This window comes from methane-oxidizing endosymbiont of Gigantopelta aegis, from assembly GCF_016097405.1.
In the GTDB taxonomy this organism is placed as follows: Bacteria; Pseudomonadota; Gammaproteobacteria; order Methylococcales; family Methylomonadaceae; genus Methylomarinum.
In genome coordinates this window covers 445,810-467,461 of the sequence record NZ_JAEHGD010000002.1, presented here as the reverse complement: position 1 = coordinate 467,461, position 21,652 = coordinate 445,810, and the positions used below count along the sequence as shown (strand labels likewise).

28 protein-coding genes are annotated in these 21,652 nt (G+C 45.6%); 7 read left to right on the top strand and 21 right to left on the bottom strand.

Annotated elements, in window-relative coordinates; translation table 11 throughout:
- Nucleotides 1-87 precede the first annotated feature (87 nt).
- The 21 genes from JEU20_RS13135 to JEU20_RS13050 form a co-directional block, all read right to left on the bottom strand.
- A complete protein-coding gene (locus JEU20_RS13135; RefSeq protein WP_198246594.1) occupies nt 88-849 on the bottom strand; it encodes a DUF3530 family protein in 762 nt (253 codons plus the stop codon).
- Nucleotides 846-1,925, bottom strand: a complete 1,080-nt coding sequence (locus JEU20_RS13130; RefSeq protein WP_198246593.1) for an AI-2E family transporter — start codon at nt 1,923-1,925, stop codon at nt 846-848. Before JEU20_RS13130 ends, JEU20_RS13135 begins: the two co-directional genes overlap by 4 nt.
- Before the next feature lie 56 nt (nt 1,926-1,981).
- Nucleotides 1,982-2,308 carry a cold shock domain-containing protein gene (locus JEU20_RS13125; protein ID WP_198246592.1) on the bottom strand — a complete coding sequence of 109 codons (327 nt, stop codon included), beginning with the start codon at nt 2,306-2,308 and terminating at the stop codon, nt 1,982-1,984.
- Nucleotides 2,309-2,465: 157 nt separating this feature from the next.
- On the bottom strand, nt 2,466-2,804 hold the full coding sequence (locus tag JEU20_RS13120; RefSeq protein WP_198246591.1) for a (2Fe-2S) ferredoxin domain-containing protein: 339 nt from the start codon (nt 2,802-2,804) through the stop codon (nt 2,466-2,468).
- 4 nt (nt 2,805-2,808) lie between these two features.
- Nucleotides 2,809-3,573: a ChuX/HutX family heme-like substrate-binding protein gene (locus tag JEU20_RS15680; RefSeq protein ID WP_342590520.1), complete on the bottom strand. Its 765-nt coding sequence runs from the start codon at nt 3,571-3,573 to the stop codon at nt 2,809-2,811.
- A complete protein-coding gene (gene cobJ, locus JEU20_RS15675) occupies nt 3,531-4,121 on the bottom strand; it encodes a precorrin-3B C(17)-methyltransferase (RefSeq protein WP_342590519.1) in 591 nt (196 codons plus the stop codon). Before cobJ ends, JEU20_RS15680 begins: the two co-directional genes overlap by 43 nt.
- 10 nt (nt 4,122-4,131) lie before the next feature.
- Nucleotides 4,132-4,524: a cobalamin biosynthesis protein gene (locus tag JEU20_RS13110; protein WP_342590518.1), complete on the bottom strand. Its 393-nt coding sequence runs from the start codon at nt 4,522-4,524 to the stop codon at nt 4,132-4,134.
- Nucleotides 4,521-5,243 (bottom strand): cobalamin biosynthesis central domain-containing protein, encoded by a 723-nt coding sequence (locus JEU20_RS13105; RefSeq protein ID WP_198246590.1) that lies wholly within the window; start codon nt 5,241-5,243, stop codon nt 4,521-4,523. Before JEU20_RS13105 ends, JEU20_RS13110 begins: the two co-directional genes overlap by 4 nt.
- A gap of 97 nt (nt 5,244-5,340) precedes the next feature.
- Nucleotides 5,341-5,703 (bottom strand): hypothetical protein, encoded by a 363-nt coding sequence (locus tag JEU20_RS13100; protein ID WP_198246589.1) that lies wholly within the window; start codon nt 5,701-5,703, stop codon nt 5,341-5,343.
- Between the two features lie 33 nt (nt 5,704-5,736).
- Nucleotides 5,737-6,489, bottom strand: coding sequence for a precorrin-2 C(20)-methyltransferase (gene cobI, locus JEU20_RS13095; RefSeq protein WP_245395257.1), 753 nt, complete (start codon nt 6,487-6,489; stop codon nt 5,737-5,739).
- Complete coding sequence (gene cbiE, locus JEU20_RS13090) at nt 6,489-7,769, bottom strand: precorrin-6y C5,15-methyltransferase (decarboxylating) subunit CbiE (protein WP_198246587.1); 1,281 nt, start codon at nt 7,767-7,769, stop codon at nt 6,489-6,491. The genes cobI and cbiE overlap by 1 nt, the downstream gene beginning before the upstream one ends.
- Nucleotides 7,762-8,859 (bottom strand): cobalt-precorrin-5B (C(1))-methyltransferase, encoded by a 1,098-nt coding sequence (locus JEU20_RS13085; protein WP_198246586.1) that lies wholly within the window; start codon nt 8,857-8,859, stop codon nt 7,762-7,764. The genes cbiE and JEU20_RS13085 overlap by 8 nt, the downstream gene beginning before the upstream one ends.
- Nucleotides 8,859-9,533 carry a precorrin-8X methylmutase gene (locus tag JEU20_RS13080; protein ID WP_198246585.1) on the bottom strand — a complete coding sequence of 225 codons (675 nt, stop codon included), beginning with the start codon at nt 9,531-9,533 and terminating at the stop codon, nt 8,859-8,861. The genes JEU20_RS13085 and JEU20_RS13080 overlap by 1 nt, the downstream gene beginning before the upstream one ends.
- A 9-nt stretch (nt 9,534-9,542) precedes the next feature.
- Complete coding sequence (locus tag JEU20_RS13075; protein ID WP_198246584.1) at nt 9,543-10,388, bottom strand: sirohydrochlorin chelatase; 846 nt, start codon at nt 10,386-10,388, stop codon at nt 9,543-9,545.
- 73 nt (nt 10,389-10,461) lie between these two features.
- Nucleotides 10,462-11,370 carry a sensor domain-containing diguanylate cyclase gene (locus JEU20_RS13070; protein WP_281066863.1) on the bottom strand — a complete coding sequence of 303 codons (909 nt, stop codon included), beginning with the start codon at nt 11,368-11,370 and terminating at the stop codon, nt 10,462-10,464.
- A gap of 11 nt (nt 11,371-11,381) precedes the next feature.
- Entirely contained in the window at nt 11,382-11,762 is a 381-nt protein-coding gene (locus JEU20_RS15980; protein ID WP_245395068.1) for an ISAs1 family transposase, read from the bottom strand.
- 48 nt (nt 11,763-11,810) lie between these two features.
- Nucleotides 11,811-11,963, bottom strand: coding sequence for a hypothetical protein (locus tag JEU20_RS15975; protein ID WP_425356718.1), 153 nt, complete (start codon nt 11,961-11,963; stop codon nt 11,811-11,813).
- Between the two features lie 19 nt (nt 11,964-11,982).
- Nucleotides 11,983-12,495 (bottom strand): ISAs1 family transposase, encoded by a 513-nt coding sequence (locus JEU20_RS15970; RefSeq protein WP_425356717.1) that lies wholly within the window; start codon nt 12,493-12,495, stop codon nt 11,983-11,985.
- Nucleotides 12,496-12,540: 45 nt separating this feature from the next.
- Nucleotides 12,541-12,873: a hypothetical protein gene (locus tag JEU20_RS13060; RefSeq protein WP_198246582.1), complete on the bottom strand. Its 333-nt coding sequence runs from the start codon at nt 12,871-12,873 to the stop codon at nt 12,541-12,543.
- A 4-nt stretch (nt 12,874-12,877) separates the two neighbouring features.
- Nucleotides 12,878-13,738 carry an HDOD domain-containing protein gene (locus tag JEU20_RS13055; protein WP_198246581.1) on the bottom strand — a complete coding sequence of 287 codons (861 nt, stop codon included), beginning with the start codon at nt 13,736-13,738 and terminating at the stop codon, nt 12,878-12,880.
- A gap of 9 nt (nt 13,739-13,747) precedes the next feature.
- The gene (locus JEU20_RS13050) at nt 13,748-14,164 is read right to left on the bottom strand and encodes a protein YgfX (RefSeq protein WP_198246580.1); all 417 of its coding nucleotides are present in this window, start codon (nt 14,162-14,164) and stop codon (nt 13,748-13,750) included.
- A gap of 77 nt (nt 14,165-14,241) precedes the next feature.
- Between JEU20_RS13050 and ygfZ the strand changes: the two genes are divergently transcribed.
- From ygfZ to JEU20_RS13015, 7 genes are all read left to right on the top strand, one after another.
- Nucleotides 14,242-15,261 (top strand): CAF17-like 4Fe-4S cluster assembly/insertion protein YgfZ, encoded by a 1,020-nt coding sequence (ygfZ, locus tag JEU20_RS13045; protein WP_198246579.1) that lies wholly within the window; start codon nt 14,242-14,244, stop codon nt 15,259-15,261.
- 15 nt (nt 15,262-15,276) lie between these two features.
- Nucleotides 15,277-16,119, top strand: coding sequence for an HDOD domain-containing protein (locus JEU20_RS13040; RefSeq protein WP_198246578.1), 843 nt, complete (start codon nt 15,277-15,279; stop codon nt 16,117-16,119).
- Nucleotides 16,120-16,374: 255 nt separating this feature from the next.
- Nucleotides 16,375-17,355 (top strand): COX15/CtaA family protein, encoded by a 981-nt coding sequence (locus JEU20_RS13035; protein ID WP_198246577.1) that lies wholly within the window; start codon nt 16,375-16,377, stop codon nt 17,353-17,355.
- Between the two features lie 95 nt (nt 17,356-17,450).
- Entirely contained in the window at nt 17,451-18,212 is a 762-nt protein-coding gene (locus tag JEU20_RS13030) for a MotA/TolQ/ExbB proton channel family protein (protein ID WP_198246576.1), read from the top strand.
- Nucleotides 18,213-18,216: 4 nt separating this feature from the next.
- Nucleotides 18,217-19,113 (top strand): type VI secretion system protein TssL, long form, encoded by an 897-nt coding sequence (gene tssL / locus JEU20_RS13025; protein ID WP_198246575.1) that lies wholly within the window; start codon nt 18,217-18,219, stop codon nt 19,111-19,113.
- A gap of 1 nt (nt 19,114) precedes the next feature.
- Complete coding sequence (locus tag JEU20_RS13020) at nt 19,115-19,723, top strand: PilZ domain-containing protein (protein ID WP_198246574.1); 609 nt, start codon at nt 19,115-19,117, stop codon at nt 19,721-19,723.
- Nucleotides 19,724-19,979: 256 nt separating this feature from the next.
- A complete protein-coding gene (locus tag JEU20_RS13015) occupies nt 19,980-21,641 on the top strand; it encodes a glutamine--tRNA ligase/YqeY domain fusion protein (RefSeq protein WP_198246573.1) in 1,662 nt (553 codons plus the stop codon).
- The last annotated feature ends 11 nt before the right edge of the window (nt 21,642-21,652 follow it).

The window sequence follows — 21,652 nt, the reverse complement described above, 5'->3', positions numbered from 1 at the left end:
CAATACCCTACGGACACTAAATGATTACCGTGCGAGTAGTTACAGTGCATGTTCTCCTTCACATAGGATTTATGTCTATCAAAGACATTACAAAAATTGACGACTCAACCAACTGTATACCCGCTTAATCAGTAAAACTTCAGTATGTCGCCAGGCGTGTCCGGTATCCGGCATGATAAGCTGCCGAAAATCGGCGTTTTCACGCCCGGCTAAACGTCGTTTTCGCGCTGTCAGTCGCGTTTGCAGCCAATCATTTTCGGCATAAATATCCAGTACCGGTATGTTTAGCGCAGATAGTTTAGTTATAAATTGCTGTTGTTTTTGTTTATCAGCCGGCACAAACGTACTGATAAGAACAAGAGCCTTTATCCTATTATTTTGGGCGGCATAGGCCAAAGCATCGCTTGCGCCCAAACCAACCCCAACCAGAACGATATTTTCAGCTTGATGTTGTCGCAAAAAATTTACAGCAGCATCGATCCGCGCCAGTGTTTCCACGCTCAAGCTTTGATAATCACCCATCGGTGCGCCCTCTTCAAGAATCGGCAATTGCAAAGATAGGCTGGCCCAGCGATGCGCCGGTAATTCTATTCTTAAGCCATGTATCAGCGGGAACTGGTCAGGATAGCCGCCCCGGTCATGCAAAATAATCGCCGCCCCCAGGTTTTTATCTTGCTCTGTTTGTGTGTACAAGGCAATAAATTTACGATCTTTGTGCTTGAGCCAAACGATGTCGCCTGTTTTCAGAGTTTGTTGCACCAAAGCAGCATAGCGCTGTTCCCGTCCAACATCACTGGCCTGAACCTGTAACACAGACAGACACAAAATCAAAAACCAGCGTATCTTCATCGTTTTTGAGAATGGCTGTAAAAAGCGCTGTCTCGATAAAGTTCATGAATATGGCGTAATATCACCATGATGACTGCCGCCACAGGAAGTGCCAACAACACGCCCATAAAACCAAATAACTGGCCTCCCGCCAAAATCGCAAAAATAACAGCGACTGGATGCAAACCGACCTGGTCGCCCACTAACAAAGGCGTCAGCACAGTGCTTTCAAGTACCTGACCCACAGCAAAAACGGCCATAACCGGAATCAGATACATCACATCTTGAAATTGAACAATGGCGGCCAGACAGGCCAAAACAATACCTGTAATAGCTCCCAAATAGGGTACGAAACTGATCATGCCAGATAATATTCCAATCAACAGGGCTAATTCCAGCCCGGTCATGGCTAAGCCGATGGAATAAATTATGCCTAAGGCCAGCATGACGTAAAATTGCCCGCGAAAAAATGCTGCCAGAACCCGGTCAGATTCCCGTGCCAGTTTGGCGATAGTCGATGCATAACGGCGAGGAATTAAATCATGTATTTTAGCGACCAGAATATCCCAATCGCGTAATAAATAGAAGGTAATTACTGGAATCAGAAAAATATTCATCAACCATTGAGCAATCACCGCACTAGATTGTGAAACCGAACCAATAACCGTACTGAGAATACCGCCGGCTTTTTGCCAATGCTGTTTGAGCACCTCAATCAATTCGCTGCTATCAAAAGGCTTGATCTCCATATTCAAAGCCTGCTGAATCCACGGCAACAGTATTTGATTGAGCCATCGAATATAATTGGGTAATTTGCCAAAAAACAAACTGACCTGTGACTCCAGCCCTGGAATGATAATCAGCAATACGGTTATCAAAGACAAGATGATAATCAGAAATACCAGAATAACGGCTAATGTCCTTCCTAGTCGCCAGTTTTTGATTTGAATCATTTCCAGGCGATCGACCAGCGGGTCCCCCAGATAAGCCAGAATTGCGGAAATAACAAAGGGCAACAAAACTGGTGTGAGCAATGAAATCAGCCCAAACAGTAATAATGTGATAACCAGGGCAAGCCATTTTTGTGAATCTGTCATAATGCTGAGGCAAATATAAAAACACCCGGCTGAACCGGGTGTTGTATAAGGAGAAATTAATATTGAGCCAGGTACCAGCCTGCCGCCGTCGCACTGACTAACCCCAGCAGGATTGCAATAATCCATAACCATTTGTAGTTAATGCCTTTTTCTTCGACATTCGCCACCCCTTCAATACGAGCATTGATGGCCTTACGTTTGCCATCGGCGTCTTCTTCCACCTGATAATAAATGGTATCGCCCCGGAATGGGCGTCTAGCCATGCCTGCTAATGCCGTAATATGAATAAATACATCCTGACTGCCATCGTCCGGTTTGATAAACCCAAACCCTCTGTCATCTTTCCAGGTTTTTAAAAAACCTTTATTCTCTTGTCTTACCATTTAGTTACCTCTATTGATCCAAAACACCTGAAAAAACATTTTGTCTCATCACACACAAAAAACGCGCTATGCATAGGTCCGGAAACGCAGACCTGTTATCTTTGTTTTTTCAGATTCACTAAACGCTTAAAACTCTTCCCTGCCCCATCATTCCTGTTTAAACACCTGGACCCTGATGGTAGATCCATTCTTTGACCGGTTGACCACCGATCAAATGTTGCTCGATAATTCTATCTAGTTTTGTCTCGTCAATATCATAATACCAAACGCCATCGGGCTGCACACAAATCAGTGGCCCGGTTTTACAGGTGCCAAAACAGGTCGCGCGCGAGCGTTTGACTCTTAAATCACCACTATTTAAGCCAGCCTGCTTGAATTTATCTCGCAAGCTGTCATACAAACTCTGACCTGCTCCATTTTCTGTACAGCGTTCACCGACACAGACCAATAAGTGGCGTCGGTAATTCATCATTGTCGGTTTAATTTTTTCTGTCATCTGTTTACGCCTCCATCTCTTGCCAAGTATGCCGATAGGCATTGAGCGTCTGCTCAGTAAATTCCCCATCCTGCTTCATCAATAATAGCCTGAAAACCAAACTGCCTTTGTCATCGACAAAATGAACGCCATAGGATTTTCCCTCACGCCAACCAAGCCACACGCGATCGATTTTCTGATGATTTATATGTAAATGAAAGGCATCATTTTCAATATTGAGCCAATCACCGCGCTGCTTAAAATCTTTGGCTTGCAAAAACAATTCAGTCACAGCACCGGCTTCGGCTCTGACGATGGCACGTAATCGTCCCCACGATTGCATTTCCTGCCACAAAGTATCTTGTTTACTCTTTATAACCTGACGTGCATGCCAAAGGCCTGCGTCCTCACCTGCAGCAATTGCCTCCAGAACAGCTCCCACTGGTACCGAAAAATATTCAGCCGCTTTTTCCAGCGTTACGTCATGTTCGGCCAGATATTGACGTAAACAAGCCTGCCAGCCCTCAAGCCCCATACTCAAGGAACGCCCGGCCTGCTCACCCGACCTGGCTTCGCCGGTCAAGCTCTGGTATTTATTGGCGTAACCGCGCGGCGTAATCATCAGTCCCTGTTGAACGAAGGTCGAGGAATTTCCAATCAATACCGTCGTCAGCATTCCAATTTCACAGTCTGACATTTCATCTAAGCGTACCATTTGAATCGACTGCCGCTTGCGATAAGCCGATTTCACAATGGCGACTGGCGTGGCCGGGTCACGATAGCGCAACATGATTTTTGCGCCTCGACAATCTGCTGGGTACGCCGGCCACTTTTGGGATTATAAAGAGCGACGACAAAATCGGCACGGGCTGCAGCCTCCAAGCGCTGGGCAATCACCGGCCATGGAGTCAACAAATCAGACAGTGAAATTGAACAAAAATCATGTGTCAGTGGCGCGCCAACCAGCGAGGCACAAGCCGATAATGCCGTACAGCCAGGTACGATTTCAACCTCAATATCCCCACCAGGCTGCCAACCGGCTTGCAATAAAACCTCATAGGTTGGCCCTGCCATGCCATACACCCCAATATCGCCAGATGAAATCAGCGCCACCGTTTTACCTGCCTTGGCCTGCTCATAAGCTTCGATACAACGGTCAATCTCTTCGGTCATGCCTTTTTTGACCACTTCCTTACCTTCAAGCAAATCCTTAACCAGCTTGATATAGGTGGTATAGCCAATGACAACATCGGAATCGGCAATCGCCTGCCGGGCTTTAAATGTCATATGCTGTTCTGCGCCTGGCCCAAATCCGACCAGATAAATTTTTCCACTCATACTGTCTTTCTCATCCTGACGATTGAAACCGTGGCATTCTTATTGTCTGCGCCACGATATTTGTATTTTCCAATAACAAATCGGATTGGTCGGTCGCCGCCGCTAAAATAGCCGCAGCTTCAGACACTGATGGCGTACCCATGTATTTCAACACCACAGCCGAAGGACTCGGCACCTCAACCCGGGATAACTGTTCTGCACTAAAAAAATGTAGAGGCCAGGTGTATTTTTCAGCCAATTGTAAAATGCAGTTCTCATCCTGTTTTTTATCGATTGTAGCGAGCTGCTGAACCTGACCTTTCGTCTTGCCGGTAGTGGCTAACGCTTGCTCAACTGCAGTTTCCAAAGTTTCAAGCGAGGTTCCTCGGTCACAACCAATACCCAGCGTCAAAGCTTCTGTCATGGCCGATAGACCACCAGCTTTTCGTCTAACTGTTGCCATAAAGCCGGTTCGATGTCGCGTTCTGTTACCCATAAAATGGCTTTAAAACGATCCAGATCGACATCTTCGAAGCGTTCAAATAAATGAATATTTTCAGGTAATGGCGTTGAACGTGTCCACCAATCAGGGCTGCCCGCTTCCTGCACAAAAGCCACTGGCTCTTCATTCACCACATGCGCGGAAACCCGAGTAATATTGATTTTTGGTGCTTCCACTTTCCACCCCAATTCCCGCCCTAAAATATCGACTGGAATTGTCTTGCCCACATCGGAAGCCGTTGTCAGCACCGCTTGAGCACCCATTCGTTCCGCCAGCATTTCGGCACAGGCATTCGCCCCGCCGACATGCCCAGACAATACCGGAATCACATACTGTCCGGCATCATCGATGACAATAACCCCCGGGTCTTCATCTTTAGACTTTAAAAACGGCGCGATCAATCGAACAACGGCTCCTAAGGATACAAAAAATACGATTTGATCATAATCTAAAAATAAATCGGCGATTTGATTGCGGAATGGGCCTTGATAGGTCTTCACCCGGTTTTCCGCGCCGTCAATGGCCGGAGAGAATCGTTCAGATATCAGAATTTCAGCTTGAGGAAGCTGCCTTGCTAGTGCTGCAACTTGTGCAGCACCATGTTTGGTGATTGCCACCAATGCGATTCGGGGGGTATCCATGTTTTACCAACCTAAAAAGCTTTATTATAACCTAGTAAAACAGTCGGATAAATGTGCGACAGGCAGAATGCGATAATTCTGCCTGTTCAACAAAGACTTATACTTTTTTGTCGATAATAACTTTATCGTCTATCACTAATTTAGATACACCACCAACTTTCAGGTGTAAAACACAAGTTGCTTTTTTAAAGTTATCACCAGGCTCCCCATCCCATTCCATCATGACATAGGTGGCTTTGTCGGTATCGGTACGGGTTGGGAAATAAACCTGGCTACCCGTATGTTGTTTGATCAATGCTGGGCATTTTTTATTCGCCATTCCCTGCATAGAAGCCAATGCGCGAATCATAGAAGCGGCTTCTCTTTCTTCGTTCGTTTGTTCTTTATTCGCACCAACCAATAAAAATGCAATGACAAAAAAACCGACGATTGCCGCAATCATTTGCTGTGTTTTATTCATTATATTCTCCTCTGTTTATAACTTGGACGCAGTTTATATCGTTTTCTTACGACAGCCACGAATCATTTCACCGCGTTTGCGTTGGGTATTATGCACCAATATTAACGAAAGGTAATTAACTTTTTTACCCTTCAGTGATTGAATATTATGGACTATTTTTTCTTCGCTTGAGCCAGCTTTCTCAATAAAACAGGCCTGATCCGATAATTGACGCCGATCCAGCAACGCTAAAATATCATCGAGCAAGGGTTTAACCTTCAACAAAACCAGCGTATCAAAATCGTCTAACAGACGCTCTATCATCTGCAAACCATAGCCTGCCGGTATAATTGCAACCGTATCATCGGTATCGGCCAGCGGCATGTCAGCTCTGGCCGCCGCTGCATTAAACGATGTCACTCCAGGAACGGTCACTACCTCGGCATCCTCATCCAACGCCATCACGGTTTTAGCCAAATGCTGAAAGGTTGAAAACGTCGAGGCATCGCCTTCAACCAGAAAAACCACATCGCGCCCCTCCCGCAACTTGTCAACCACCACCTCGGCTGCTTGCAGCCAATATCGCGCCAAAATATCCATATCATGCGTCATAGGAAAAACCAATGCCTGAGATGATTCGGGAATGGGCAAACCACTCGCCTGAACGATGGCTAAGGCATAACTTTTACCACCTTTTTTACGCACCGGATACACCCAATCGGCATCAGAATTCAACAACTCCCAGGCTTTACGGGTAATCAGTCCTGGGTCGCCCGGCCCTAAGGAAACACCATATAGAACAGCCATTAGCATTTCTCTTTAGTCACGCTGACAATCCAGACCGGGTTCTCGGCCTGCATGCGCTGCATATGTAAAATGGGTTGACTGCGATTGGCTTGTAATTGAATAAAATTCCAACGCCATTCGGTTTTTTTTAAGATTTCTATTGCCGTATGCATATTTTCCAGGGTCACAAAATTCATCACCAGCCGGCCACAGTCATGCAAACGCTGCATACAATACTCAATCAAGTTTGCCAACTCGCCCCCGGAACCCCCAATGAATACGGCATCGGGATCGGGCCAATCGTCTAAGCCTTCAGGGGCTTTAGCCTGAATCAAGGTATAATTATGAATATCGAAATCACGTGCATTTTGTTGAGCAATATCGGCATCTAAACTGTTTTTTTCCACCGCATAGACATGCCCACGATGGGCGATTCTAGCGGCCTCTATCCCTACAGATCCCGACCCTGCCCCAATGTCCCAGATGATACTGCTCGGGTCAAGCTGCATATTGGCCAGCGATACAGCGCGAACCTCCCGTTTGGTAATCAGCCCCTTATCCGGTTTGCGCTGTTTGAAATCGGCGTCATCGGAGCCAAATACAGGCCGCATCTGCACTGCCGTTTTCCGTTGTAACAACAAGACATCGTTACCATTGAAATCAAGTTGTGCAATGTCTGCAACCGAATAACCCTGAAATAGCTTTTCACTGACTTTTAACAAATCTTCGGCAACCTGCAAGGTAAACTCCTGATCCAGTCCTTCAGCCAGCAGCAGCCGCGCAATTCGGGCTGGGTTATTTTCAGGACTGGTCAGAATCGCCAGCTTGTCATAGTGAACAATATCTTGCAGCAAGGCATACAAACCATGCCGCGCATCGGCACCGACCGTCCATTCGCCTGCATCTTTGCTATGTACCGAACAAATTTTGAAGGTTTGCCACGGTATTGCAAAGCGTGCGCAGGCCAGTTGAATGGTCGAAACATTGGGGTAAAAACTTAAAACTTCCGAACCCAGTTTTTTAATCAAATAGCTGCCGATGCCATGACACAAAGGATCGCCTGTCGCCAATACCACAACATTTTTTTGCTGCTGCATGGCCTGGCTGATCCAGTCTGGAACGGCGCTTAGGCTACCGGTCAAATCACGTCGTTCGGCTTGGGCGATACGGTCTTTAAATAAGTCCAAGGTGCGAGCGGCAGCGATTACCAGGTCAGCGGCGTGTATCCACTCCAATGCCTCTGCGCTTAATCCTGCCGTGCCATTATCTAAAACACCAATGACGGCGCAGTTTTTAGCCATGATAATCCACCAATTTCTCCCCTTCGAAATCACACATCAGAATACGGTATTGGAAAATGCCCGGGTAGCGTCCTTCCAAGGTTGCAACGACACGTCGACAAAGCTCCTGGTAGAAGGCCTCGGCCAAACCCAATGCTTCCAGTCTCTCGCCTGCAAAACGGGCTGTTTCGCCCTGCCTGATTTCATCACACACCGTCTCATCGGCACCGGCAACGGCAGCCATTTGTGCTAACAAGTCTGTATTAACCGGGTTGCGGCGTGCATGAGTGATGATTTCACCTTGTGCAATTTTGCTTAATTTTCCCACCATACCACCAATAATAATCTGCTTGATACCATGTTGCTGCGCGGCATCTAAAGCTGGCCCAAGAAAATCACCCATCTGTACAAAACAGGCTGAATCCAGATTTGGTAATTGGCGCATGGTAAATTTTTCGGTACGCCCGCCGGTGGTTAAAACAACACATTCCTGCCTTTGATTGGCAGCCACTTCGATACCCTGCACGACACTTGCCCTAAAAGCCGCCGTTGAATAGGGATGGACGATACCGGTAGTTCCTAAAATGGAAATCCCCCCGATAATACCTAAGCGGTCATTCAGGGTTTTTTTAGCCATTTCCTCTCCCCCGGGCACCGAAATAGTGACACGAAGGGCGTTGTTTTTCAGCCAAGATGCGGCGACTTCGTTAATATTCTCGATGATATTTCGGTATGGCACTGGGTTGATGGCAGGCCCACCCACATCTAGCCCCAGGCCGGGCATAGTGATAATGCCAACGCCTGTTCCACCCTCAATGCGGATATCTCCCGCTGCCGCATCAATCACTGCCACATCAGCAGTCAAATGGGCTTTATCTGTGCAATCAGGATCATCACCGGCATCTTTAATCACGACAGCATGAGCTGTAGCATCCTTCACCCACCCATCAGTCACCGGAAAGATTACCCGCTGCCCATTAGGCAGCAACGATTCGATCTGCTCTGGCACCTGACCCTGTAATAACCCGGTCATCGCTGCCCGCGCTGCGGCCGCAGAACAGGCCCCGGTAGTAAATCCTTTGCGAGTGCCTTTCTTCTTTTTGCTACGCATTAACGGGCGTGTTTTTGTGCCTGCTCGGCCAATGCCAATAACGCATGAATCGCAGCCACAACTAAGGTAGAGCCGCCTTTACGGCCGTCTGTGACAATCCACGGCACCTCATTTAATTGAGCGCTATCGGCTTTTGACTCGGCTGCTGAGACAAATCCGACTGGCATGCCGACAATCAAAGCCGGTTTAAGTTGTTGCTGCCGCACCATTCGGTTTACTTCCAACAATGCGGTAGGCGCATTGCCGACGGCGACAATACTGTTTTCAAGCAATCCCTTACTCTGCGCCTTGCGCATTGCTTGTACGGCGCGCGTAGTATTTTCAGCTCTGGCAGCGGCAATGACATCCTCATCGGCAATGAAATGATAGGTTTTAACACCAAAATGGCTTAATCGTGGTTTGGACAAGCCCACACAAATCATTTCGACATCAGCAATAATATTTGCACCATTTTTGATCGCAGAAAGACCTGCGGCAACGGCATCGGGATGAAACTGTGTTAGACCGTTAAATTCAAAATCCGCTGTCGCATGGATCATACGACGAACGATCTGCCATTCGGCATCATTATAATCATGCGTACCAGCTTCCTTATCAACGATGGCGAAAGAGTCATGCTCTATTTTCTGACCGGCCCGGGTCAACTGTTCAGTGACGCTATTACGAGTTTGCATTTATCATACCTATGTGTGGTCGTGTTCATGATGGTGCCCGGCACCGTGCTCCTCAGCAAATTGCCGATATTGACAACCATCACATTCAAGCATTTGTGAGGATGTGTTTTCTGTTAAATAGCCCACTTTGTCATCCAACATGGCATAAATTTCGTCGGCAAAACCTAAATATTGCCCTAAACCGATACGCAGTGTTGGATATTGCTGACGCAAACACTCGATTTGCTGATGAATCCGATTTATCAAGGTGCCAGTGTAGAGATAATACGGTAACACAGCAATCTGCGTCATACCCAGCCTGACCTGACGCTGAACCGCCTGTTCCAGCCTGGGATAGGTAATCCCGGTAAAGGCAATGTCGACGAGTTCATGGTCGGTTTCTTCCCATAACCAGCGTGCCAGTTTTGCTAGTTCGCCATTCGCGACTTTATCGGAAGAACCTCGACCTAATACGATCACCCCCGTCGTTTTCGGATCGGGCATATACAGCGAAGCCATAACTTGGCTGAGACTTTGTTTCAGTAATTTCAACAGTGTCTCATTCGCCCCTAGATGCCGAGCTAAAATAAATTCAACTTGGGGGTGGCGTTGCCGCGCTTTTTGTAAATGAGCAGGAATTTCCATTTTGACATGGCCCGCCGCATTTAAGATTAACGGGATGACGATAACACGCTGAGAATCGATTGCCGCCTTATCGAACCCTTCATCCAATAAAACATCCGCGAATTCAATAAAGCAAACGTCAATGCACCAATCAGGATGCTGCTGTCGCCAGTTTTGGGCAAATTGTTCAATTTCTTGGTTGCCGTGCGCGTCACGGGAGCCGTGACCGACGAGTAAGATGGTGTCTTTCAAGAGCCTTTATCCGTTTAAAAAAACGGCTATTGTATCAACTTGAACTGTCTGGGTTAAATTTGTTCCTCAAGCATCAGACATTGTCAGGCTGACAATAGCGAACCACACAATTGCGCCCTTGTTTTTTAGCTTGATATAGTGCGGTATCGGCATAATGAACAACATTGTCGATAGACATTTCGCTCTCTGTCTTATCCGTCGAATAACACGTTGAATCCAGACAAAACAGGCCAATACTGACAGTAACCGATAACGGCGGATTTGTAATGTCTAATTTTAACTCAGCAATTTTTTTACGAATGCGTGTGGCAAAGTGGATACCATTGTCACACGAGGTATTGGTAAAAATAATGACAAATTCCTCACCGCCAAAACGCACTAAAATATCACATTCTCGAACTTCTTTTTTTAACGTATCGGCAACCGTAACCAACACATCATCGCCTACTGCATGACCATAGGTATCGTTGATTTTTTTAAAATGATCCAAATCAAGTAACAAGATGCACATAGGCTCATGATAACGATAAAACCGTGCCAGAACGACCGAAGCATGATTATAGAAATGACGCCGATTGAATAATCCGGTCAGATCATCTTTAACCGAAATATTTTGATAATGTTCTTTCAAGCGTTTGACATCTTCATAAGATTGTTGCAACTTTGCAGTTCTTGCGGCGATTTCCGCATCCATTTTCTGAAACAGGCGAAAATTACTGATCAGCTGCCCTAAAATATTTTTATAGATTTCCAGCAATCGAATATGCCATTCAGTAAAAAAATACGGCTCGGGGTGCGAAACATTCAATACGCCGACCAACTCTAAATTACCAGCAAAAACGGGCACACTGATAATCGAGCCAGGTAGTTTTTGCCCTGTCCCATCATTCTCTTGTTTTAAGCGCTCGTCTGTTTGGCTATTATGGCAATGTTGCAAAGCTCTCGTTTGAGCGGCCAAACCAATCAGCCCTTCACCGACCAGGGCAATCGGGTTTAAATTACACCAAGAATCTTGAGTAAATAATCATTATCCCACCCTGCCATCATTCGCTTGGTTTTTACACCGACTTTGGCCGTTTCCTCGGCTTTTATTAAATTTAAGGCCATGTGTCGAATGACAGCTAAGTTTGAAGCACTATATCCTTTGCGGGTTCGGTTGCTATCCTCATCAAAAGCAAGATCAAGAACCCAATGCAAGTTATTTTCAATCGCCCAATGAGCGCGAACAGCATGCTCTAACTTGTTTGGATCGTTTGCGCTTAAACTGCTTATAAAATAGCGTGTTTCCTCGGTTATTTTTTCATCCACTTCTCTTGTGGCTGTGACGGCAATAATACTTTTTAATCCTGACCAGGAATGCTCCTTTTTAACCATTCAATCTCATCCGTGACACGAACAGAACGCGTTTCAATTCGCCCATGCTCACCATTGACGGTTTTTGTGGCAATTTCTGAGCGATAAAGCGGATGTAAAATAGGCCTTTACATCCTCATGTAAGGTGCCATGATTTCCTTTTAAACTCAAAACATAGTCACCGCCTTGGTCGATAATCTGTTTGGCTATTTTCTTTGGCACCCCATTGCATCAATTGTAATCAAAGCGCCTGCAATATCCAAACGCGACAGAAGTTTGGGTATGGCCGTAATTTCATTGATTTATCATCCACTTTCGCCTGACCTAAAACCAAACTGTTTTTCCGCGACCAGGCGCTCACCATATAGATGGCTGACTTATTTGAGGCTTTATCAATACTGCGCCTTAAGCATTTGCCATCCATTGCAATAATATCTTCTTCAACCAAGTCCGCTAGATCGGCCACCCAGTTTGAGAAGCATTGACTAAATTGTTCCGTATCTATGGCGGCAAAAACAGCACCCAACGTATCATGTGAAGGGATTCCATTTTCTAAACCAAGCTGTTCAGTGAACCAGCTTTCTTTAGCCTTTCCAAATTTTTCAATGGCCACCCAGTTATCGGCTCCACAAATAGTCGCACACAAGGTGATGAAAAATATATCAGTGAGTTGATGCTTCTTTCGCCGATCTACTCTTGGATCAGCAATCGTTGAAAAATGGTGGATAATTGAGGCCGTTGGGGTAACTGTCATTTATAATCAAAATGATAAAACCAATACCTTATCTAAATTATAATTTCAACCCTTTTTTAAACCCGATTGCCCTGCTTCACCGACTTTAAACTCTTGTGGCGTTGCAAAAAAATCGGTATCATCCACCGCCTCCAAATAACTCAATCCCGCAACATTGACCAATCGGTCGTTATCGACCAGCTTAAAGAAAGAACAGCGCTCCATATCTTGGTTATGCACCAGTGTACTGAGGGCTTTTTTTATCAAGACTTCTTCATCAGCGTCCAGGCAACTGATTTCAGATAATTGTTTAACGGCGGATAAAGCATCCAATAAGTCGACAAAAACATTTTCCAAATGATCAGGTACTAATTTTTTGGATGCTTTATCATCTGTCATGACGCTACCCTGTAATAATGGCGGCTAATTCCTGAATCTCGGCCTTTCGCATTTCGAGGTCTTGTAAAACCTCAGAAAAAGACTGCTCTGTCCAGGAAAACCGGTTGAGCTCCTGGCTATATAGCGTTAAATCATCAATCTCGCCCGCAAATAGCTGCTGGGTTAATTTTCGTCCTAAACGCAACAAAAGTACCAACATGGCATCTTCTGCGTCCCTGGAATTAGACGCTAACGCCTTTAATGGCCGGGAATAAATTTCCGGCAAATGCCAGCGGCGTAGTAACAAATAACCTAATTCGTAATAGTTCATGCCAAACCTAAGGTTAATGTGTTCATTGATACAGTCCAGGTTTTTTTCGCAGGTCGAAAAAACAGCATTCATTTCTTTCGGCCACACAAACACAGCCGCCAAAATCCCGATCTCGGTCATCAAAGCCGTACTATAAACCCGCGTTGCCGACAAACTCTCATCTGAATGCTTTGACGCCAATTTTTGTGCTAAAAAGGCTTGCGTCAGAATGAAATTCCAATAAAATTCCGCATCAAATTCAGGGCACGCCTTGGTATCAAATTCAATATTTAACGCAATACTCAACGCCAAGCTTTTAACCAGATTAAAACCCAGCACTTGAATAATCGCAACCTTTAAATCCGTAATCGGCGTTGTACGACCAAAATAGGACGAATTGGCCAATCCCAATAATCGTGCCACCAAAACCGGACAGGAAGACAGAACAGCCACGAGCTCATCGACATCAACATCCGGGTTATTCACCGTATTGATGATGCGAATATTATTTTTAGATAGTGGCGGTAAATTTTTTATCGCTATTACCAGAGATTGGTGATCGGAATTTGTTGTCACATTTACCTCTCAATGCGTTACCTTTAAAAGAACATTCAATCGCCTGAACATATCTTGCTTCATACTATCTCCACAGATTATCAGCCGTTTTATTTCGTGCTCAAGCTGTAACGTCACAACGACAAAAAAAGGCGAAAAGCGCGTGATCATTTTGATCAACACCGGTTTACTGTGTTTCCCATCCGAACTGAAAAACCAGCCTTTATCATCGCGAAAATATAAAAAGCAGAGGCTTTTAGTATAACGGTTACGCTGAAAAATTAAACTAATCAAAACTAAAATCAATAGCATAGCTCTTGTTTCACCCGTTAATTGCGCCTGCCAACACGCGATTGCGGCTAAAAAATGTATTCCATACAGGCTATTTCTCAGCCATTTAGAGTGACCTATTTTAAACACAGCCTGGGATTCAACAGGTTTTTTCATAATTTTCTCACCGGTTTCTCATGCTTGAAACTCTGCTGATATAATCTCCATTCCTATCCTACCTAAATGGTTTATTGATGAATAAAGATTGGCTTGATTATTTACAATCTCAAGGAGCACAACCGATACACACCGATATAGGCGCAACCCTGGACTTTCCGGATTCAGATGCTTGCGACAGCGACAAAACATGCCTTTATCCAGTGACTCATCTGGATATTATTGAAGCTAAAGGCGCTGACGCTGCTACGTTTTTACAGGGACAACTGACCTGTGACACAAACGATATTACACCAAGCCAAAGCCGTTTTGCCGCTTTTTGCAATCCAAAAGGCCGCGTCATCAGCCCAATGTTGATTTTACGCGCGGCCGACCAGGATAATACCTTTTATTTATTGGTTCCCACGACACTGACCGAAAAAATCATACAACGCCTGTCACTGTATATTTTACGCGCCGATGTCAGTCTGACGTTGCGTTCTGATGCGTATTGCCTGACAGGATTGACCCTGCCCGAGCCATCCATGCTGCCAATCCCTTTACCTGACAAGCGCTTTGAAACATCTTGTCACAACACACTGAGTGTCATTCGCCTACCTGGCCATAACCCCCGTTATCTGATCATCGGTAACACACATGCCAGTATTGATTTTTGGAAGCGTTGTTCAAATACACCCCATACCCGTGCATCATCAGCCCTGTGGCGCTATCTTGATTTATCTGCTGGTCTCCCCTGGTTTGAAGCGGATCAATCAGAACAATATATTCCACAAATGCTAAATATTGATAAACTAGATGGCATCAGCTTCAATAAAGGCTGTTATACCGGACAAGAAATTGTGGCCCGAACCCATTACCTTGGGAAAAGCAAACGTGAAATGTTTCTGGCAGAATGTCATAAACCTGCTAACCTTAAAGCTGGGCTGACGGTAGGCGACAAAAACAAGCCAGATATGAGCGGAAAAGTTTTAGCCTGGCAGTCTGTTAATGACAAAACACGTCTACTATTAGTTATGCCCAGCGAGCTCAATCAATCAGATACATTGGTTTTAGAGGCGCCCCCCTCGGAAAAACTCACTATTATTCCATTTGAATAACGGAAAGACACAGTAATGCAATTTAGAACTGTCCAGGATTTTCTTAATCATGTTCAAACCGAACTCGATACCAAACGGCTCATTTTACCGACCCTGCCAGATATCGCCTTAAAAGTCAGAGATGCAGTTTCAAAAGGCGACATTACGGCGAATGAGCTCGCTAAAATGATCGTAACCGACGCCGCACTGTCCGCTCGTTTGATACAGGTAGCCAATAGCCCGCTGTATCGTGGTACCAATGAAATCACATCTATTCAAATGGCCATTACCCGGCTGGGAAACACGACCATCCGATCCTTGGTCACCAGCCTGGTCATGCAACAAATGTTTACGCCAACCTCAGATTTACTGGAGGAATATTTTCGCAAAAGCTGGGAAGAAAGCATCAATGTTTCTGCAATCAGCCGTGCGCTATGTGCTATGACCCCTCATCTCAACCCTGATGAAGCGATGTTGGGCGGCTTAATCCATCAGATTGGCAAATTGCCCATTTTATCGCTGGTTGAAGACATTCCAGAATTCAGAGACAGTCCCTCGCGCCTGGGAAAATTGCTGGAAAAAGCGCATGCGCCTATCGGTAAAATCATCATGCAAAACTGGGATTTTCCTGAAGAGCTAAAATCTGTGGCCTATGAATATGTTAATTTTCAACGCGACTCAGGCCCTAAAGCCGATTATGTCGACGTGGTTCAGGTCGCTTTTTTGCAAAGCATTGCTGGCACAGATCACCCCGCCTGTCGTATTGACTGGAATTCAGTTCCAGCCTTTGAAAAGCTAGGATTGCTGGCCGATGCTGAAATTCTGGAAATCGAAGGTGTTGCTGAAGAAATTGAGATCACCCAAGCCATGTTGTCATAAACAAATTGCGTTTACCTGAATCCGTGATTTCAATGCGGATAACAGAGCGTAAGATATTGGTTTAGCACGGGATTTTAAAAAATCTTAGCTTCACCATTAGGTTAAGCGGGTATTTTTTAAGCCCGTGATGAATCAAGAGCTTACGTTCTGTGCCGTAGTGAAGTTACGGATTCAGGGTTTATTCCGGTCGGTATTCGCAACAGCGACATTGTCGTATAATCGCTTGGATTCATACTCTAAACCGGATAACTGACCATGATTGATCCTAAAGCCGCTCGTCGATTTCGCCGTTTAGGCCTACTGACCATTTTTGCCGTTTATTTTCTGATTCTAGTCGGTGGCATTGTCCGAGCTTCCGGCGCCGGCATGGGTTGCCCTGATTGGCCGACCTGCTTTGGCCAATGGATACCCCCTACAGACGAATCCCAGCTTCCCCCTGATTATCAACACATCTACGCCGATCGCGGTTACCAAAACACCACCTTTAATCCAGTTAAAACCTGGACAGAATATCTGAATAGATTGACCGGCGTAAGCATTGGTATTCTGATTTTTCTGACCGCCTGGTCATCCAGAATCTATTTAAAGTCCGATAAAACCATATTCTATTTATGTCTGAGCCTGTTCTTTCTGGTTGGTTTCCAAGGCTGGCTCGGCTCGGCCGTAGTCGCTAGTAACCTCAAGCCTTTCATGATTACCTTGCATATGTTGTTGGCTTTATTGATTGTCGCATTATTGATTTACGCTATTGCGCGATCGCAAAAAGACCTTCTGGCACAGTTGGAAACCGGCCAGTTATCCCCCGCCATATTGACTCTGTTAACTGTCGTCATGGGCTTGACGCTGATTCAAATCGCCTTAGGAACACAAGTCAGAGAAGCAGTCGACTTTCTGGCCCATCACAGTCAAACGACCAACCGTTACGAATGGCGCGAGCAACTTCCGGCAATCTTTTATATTCACCGCGTTTATTCTATGCTGATTTTATTTTTTAATCTTCTGATCAGCTGGAAGATCTATCAGGCCACCCCCCATAACAATCTTTTGAAAATACTCAGCATAAGCCTGTCGGCCCTGGTCATCGTCGCTATTTTAGCCGGCATCACGCTGGATCGTTTTGGAATCCCGCCGGTTGTCCAACCGATTCATTTGCTGGTCGCCAATTTAATTTTCGGTATCCAATTTTTTCTGTATATCGCATTGAAATATGCTTTAAAAAGCCATGACGAAATTTAATATTTTTCAGAGAAGTGCTCTGCAAAAATAAAAACTTCGACTAAAATTACTGTATTCATCCGCCCTGCCGGGCATATTATTTAAAGAGGTTTGTTGTGGATATTGCATCCTTAGTTGGCTTTTTACTGGGTATTGGCATTATCGTCGCCGCCATTGCAACCGGCGGCGATGTCATGCTGTTTGTTAATGTGCCCTCTTTGCTGATCGTTATCGGCGGTACATTTGGTGTCACCTTAATGAGGGTTCCATTATCCGATTTTTTGCGTTCATTTGGCATACTCGGCAAGGCTTTTTTCAATAAAAACAAAGACCCTAACGAGCTTATTGAAGAAGCGGTTCGCTTAGCTGACGTTGCCCGCAAGAATGGCTTGCTGGCACTTGAAGGCGAAGAAATCTCTGATCCCTTCATGAAAAAAGGCATCACCCTCTGCGTTGATGGTCACGAACCCGCTTTCGTCAAAAGCATGCTGCAAAAAGAAATTGACCAAATGGTTTCGCGTAATGAAGCCGGCCAGGATATGTGGAAAGGGGTCGGCGATTTAGCACCGGCAATGGGTATGATCGGCACCCTAGTCGGCCTGGTGCAAATGCTGGCGAATATGTCAGACCCTGCCAGTATTGGCCCAGCTATGGCTGTCGCCTTGTTGACAACATTATATGGTGCAATGGTGGCAAACTGTTTCGCCTTGCCGATGGTTGACAAACTGGCCTACGTTTTACTCTATGAACGAACCAATAAGGAACTGGTCTTAGATACCATTTCCGGTATTCAGGAAGGCATGAACCCGAAAGTGCTGGAAGCCTTGTTGAACTCATATATCTCTGAGAAAAAACGCAAATCTGATGATGGGGAATAAGTAGATGGCTGATGATTGTCCCAAATGCCCACCCGCAGGCGCACCATTATGGTTAGCGACATTTGCTGACCTAATGTCTTTATTGATGTGTTTTTTTGTGCTGTTGTTATCGTTTGCCACCATGGATGCCAACAAATTCAAAAAAATGGCTGAATCCTTGGAAACCGCATTCGGGGTTCAACGTGACATTCCAGCCACAGAAGTGCCTATGGGTACCAGCATTATTGCTCAGCATTTTTCTCCTGCCCAAACAACCCCGAGCGTCTTAGAAGAAGTCAAGCAATCGACTAACCAACAAAGTACACAGCTAGATGTTAGCATTGATGATGTTGAGAAAATCAAACAAAAAATCATGCAGCAAAAACAGGATGAAATTCAACAACAGGCCGAAGCTATCAAAGATTCCTTGAAAAAAGAAATCGACCAAGGCCTGGTTACCGTTGAAACCGATGGTCTGCGTATTATTATTCGCATTAACGAGAAAGGCTCTTTTCCATCCGGCAGCGCCATATTAAAAGCGGGTTTTGACCCAGTGATGGATAAAATCACCGAATCGGTCAAACGCGCTAAAGGCCGGGTCGTGATTGCAGGCCACACGGATAACATTCCAATGTCCAGCGACTGGTACCGGTCCAACTGGGAATTATCCGCCTCAAGAGCTGTTACCGTTGCGCAATATATGCTGGCAAAAAAAGGCATGGACCCAAAACGTATTGTGGTTGAAGGCTTGGCGGACACGCAACCACTGGTTCCTAACGATACACCTGAAAACAGAGCTAAAAACCGTCGTGTCGAAATCATTATCGAACAGGATGATCCGACCCTAAAACTGGATAAAGAAAAAATAATTCAACTCAAAGACGAATTATTACCCGATAAAGAAACTGCCCTTGCAAAATAACATGACTAACACTACACATGAACGACGTCGGTTTTTCCGGATAGAAGATACCATCAACTTATATTATCGAATTATTGATGAACAGCAGCTGCAGCACTTAAGCCAAGTCTCCAATGATATTCTCAGCACCTGCTCTTTAGCCTCAGCCCTGGATGTCTTGTCCCAGGAAGCCCGCGTTATTGCGCCGCGGGTTGAACGATCGGCGCCGGAAGTATTTGAATATTTAAAAATTCTGGATGACAAAATAGACCTGATCGCTCAGGCTATCATGCGGCAAAGTACAGACTTGACCGAGCATCACAGCCGCAATGCCAATCTAAGCGCCACAGGTATTGCCTTTGAGGCCGAGGAAGCACTAGAGCCCGGTACATTACTGGAAATAAAAATGATGCTAACATCGTGCATGGCTGTCATCATCGCCTATGCCAAAGTCATTTACTGTAAACCGCATGACAGTTCGGATTATCCCTATTTCATAGGCGTCGATTATTTAAACCTTAAAGATGAAGACAGGGAATTGCTGATTAAGCATGTTGTGAAACGCCAAATGGAACAAATCCGCCAAATCAAGCATCCAGGCAGCGACAGCCAGCCTCCTAAACCTGAGTAATCGCCTGGCATGGCAGTTTCATTGCTTTACGGAAACCGTCATAACCCGTTAGAATACCGCACCTTTTAAAAGATAAAGGCCTTGGCGTGATAACACAACTATCACGCAGGCCGCATAGCGCAGAAGCGTTTCTCCTGCGCTTGCGCCTAGGAGGATGTCGGGTTTAGGAATTCGTGATGAGACGAGTGGAAAATCGACAACCTCCTAGATATTGCATCACTTTTATCACCTTTCGCTAACGAGCACTGATAGTTCAATGACTACACCCGAAGCAACAGCACCGTCTAACTTTATTCGTCATATCATCGAAGCCGATCTTAAAGCCAACAAAAACAACGGCAAGGTCAAGACCCGCTTCCCCCCTGAACCCAATGGCTTTTTGCATATTGGTCACGCCAAATCGATCTGCCTGAACTTCACGCTCGCCGAAGAATACAATGGCACCTGTAATCTGCGCTTCGATGACACCAATCCTGAAAAAGAAAGTATCGAGTTCATGGAAGCTATCGAAAAAGATATTCTGTGGCTGGGCTTTCAATGGCATGAAAAACACCACGCCTCGGATTATTTTGAACAACTGTTCGATTACGCCGTTCAGTTAATCAAACAAGGCGATGCCTATGTCGATGATTTAACTCCGGAGCAGATTCGGGAATATCGAGGCACCTTGACCGAGCCCGGCAAAGAAAGTCCGAATCGTAATCGCCCTGTCGAAGAAAGCCTGGATTTGTTCTACCGTATGCGTGCCGGCGAATTTGCCGATGGCGCCTATCTTTTGCGCGCCAAGATTGATATGGCTTCGCCTAATATCAATATGCGAGATCCGGCATTGTATCGTATTCGCCGTGTGCATCATCAACGTACGGGTGACAAATGGTGCATCTATCCGATGTATGATTTTACCCACTGTCTTTCCGACGCCATTGAAGGCATTACCCATTCCATTTGCACCTTGGAATTTGAAGACCACAGACCGCTGTATGACTGGGTTCTGGATAAACTGAACACCCCTTGCCATCCACAACAAATCGAGTTTGCCCGATTGCAACTCGAATATACGGTGATGAGCAAACGCAAGCTCAATCAGCTAGTAACTGAAGGCCATGTCAGTGGCTGGGATGACCCGCGTATGCCGACGCTGGCCGGTATGCGCCGCGCCGGCTTCACACCGGCTTCGATTCGCGATTTTTGCGAACGCATTGGTGTCACCAAAAAAGACGCCTGGATCAAAATGGATGTGCTGGAAAGCTGTATCCGCGAAGACCTGAATGAAAATGCACCAAGACGTATGGCGGTCTTGAAGCCGTTGCGTCTGGTCATCGAAAATTATCCCGATGAGGCGGAAGAAATATACGACATTGCCAATCATCCGCAAAAACCGGAAATGGGTACTCGTAAAGTCCCTTTTAGCAAGGTGTTATATATCGAACAAGATGATTTTGCAGAAAACCCACCGAAAAAGTTCAAACGTCTGGTTGAAGGCGGCGAGGTTCGCTTACGCGGCTCCTATGTTATTAAATGTGAACGGATAATTAAAGATGAAGCCGGCGACATCATCGAACTGCGTTGCAGCTATGATCCGGCCACATTGGGCAAAAACCCTGAAGGCCGCAAAGTTAAAGGCGTTATTCACTGGGTCTCGGCCAAACATGCGATTCCGGCGGAAATTCGTCTGTATGACCGCCTGTTTCGGCAACCTAATCCGGATGCCGAAGCGCATTTTCTGGATGCACTGAACCCAGACTCACTGCAAATTTTAGAAAATTGCTGGGTTGAAGCCAGTTTGGCCAAAGCCGAAAAAGAAAGCCGTTATCAATTTGAAAGAACCGGCTATTTTTGTGTCGATTCGGTCGATAGCAACGATCAAAAACTGGTTTTCAACCGCACCGTGACACTGCGTGATACCTGGGCGAAATAATCCTTTAAAAC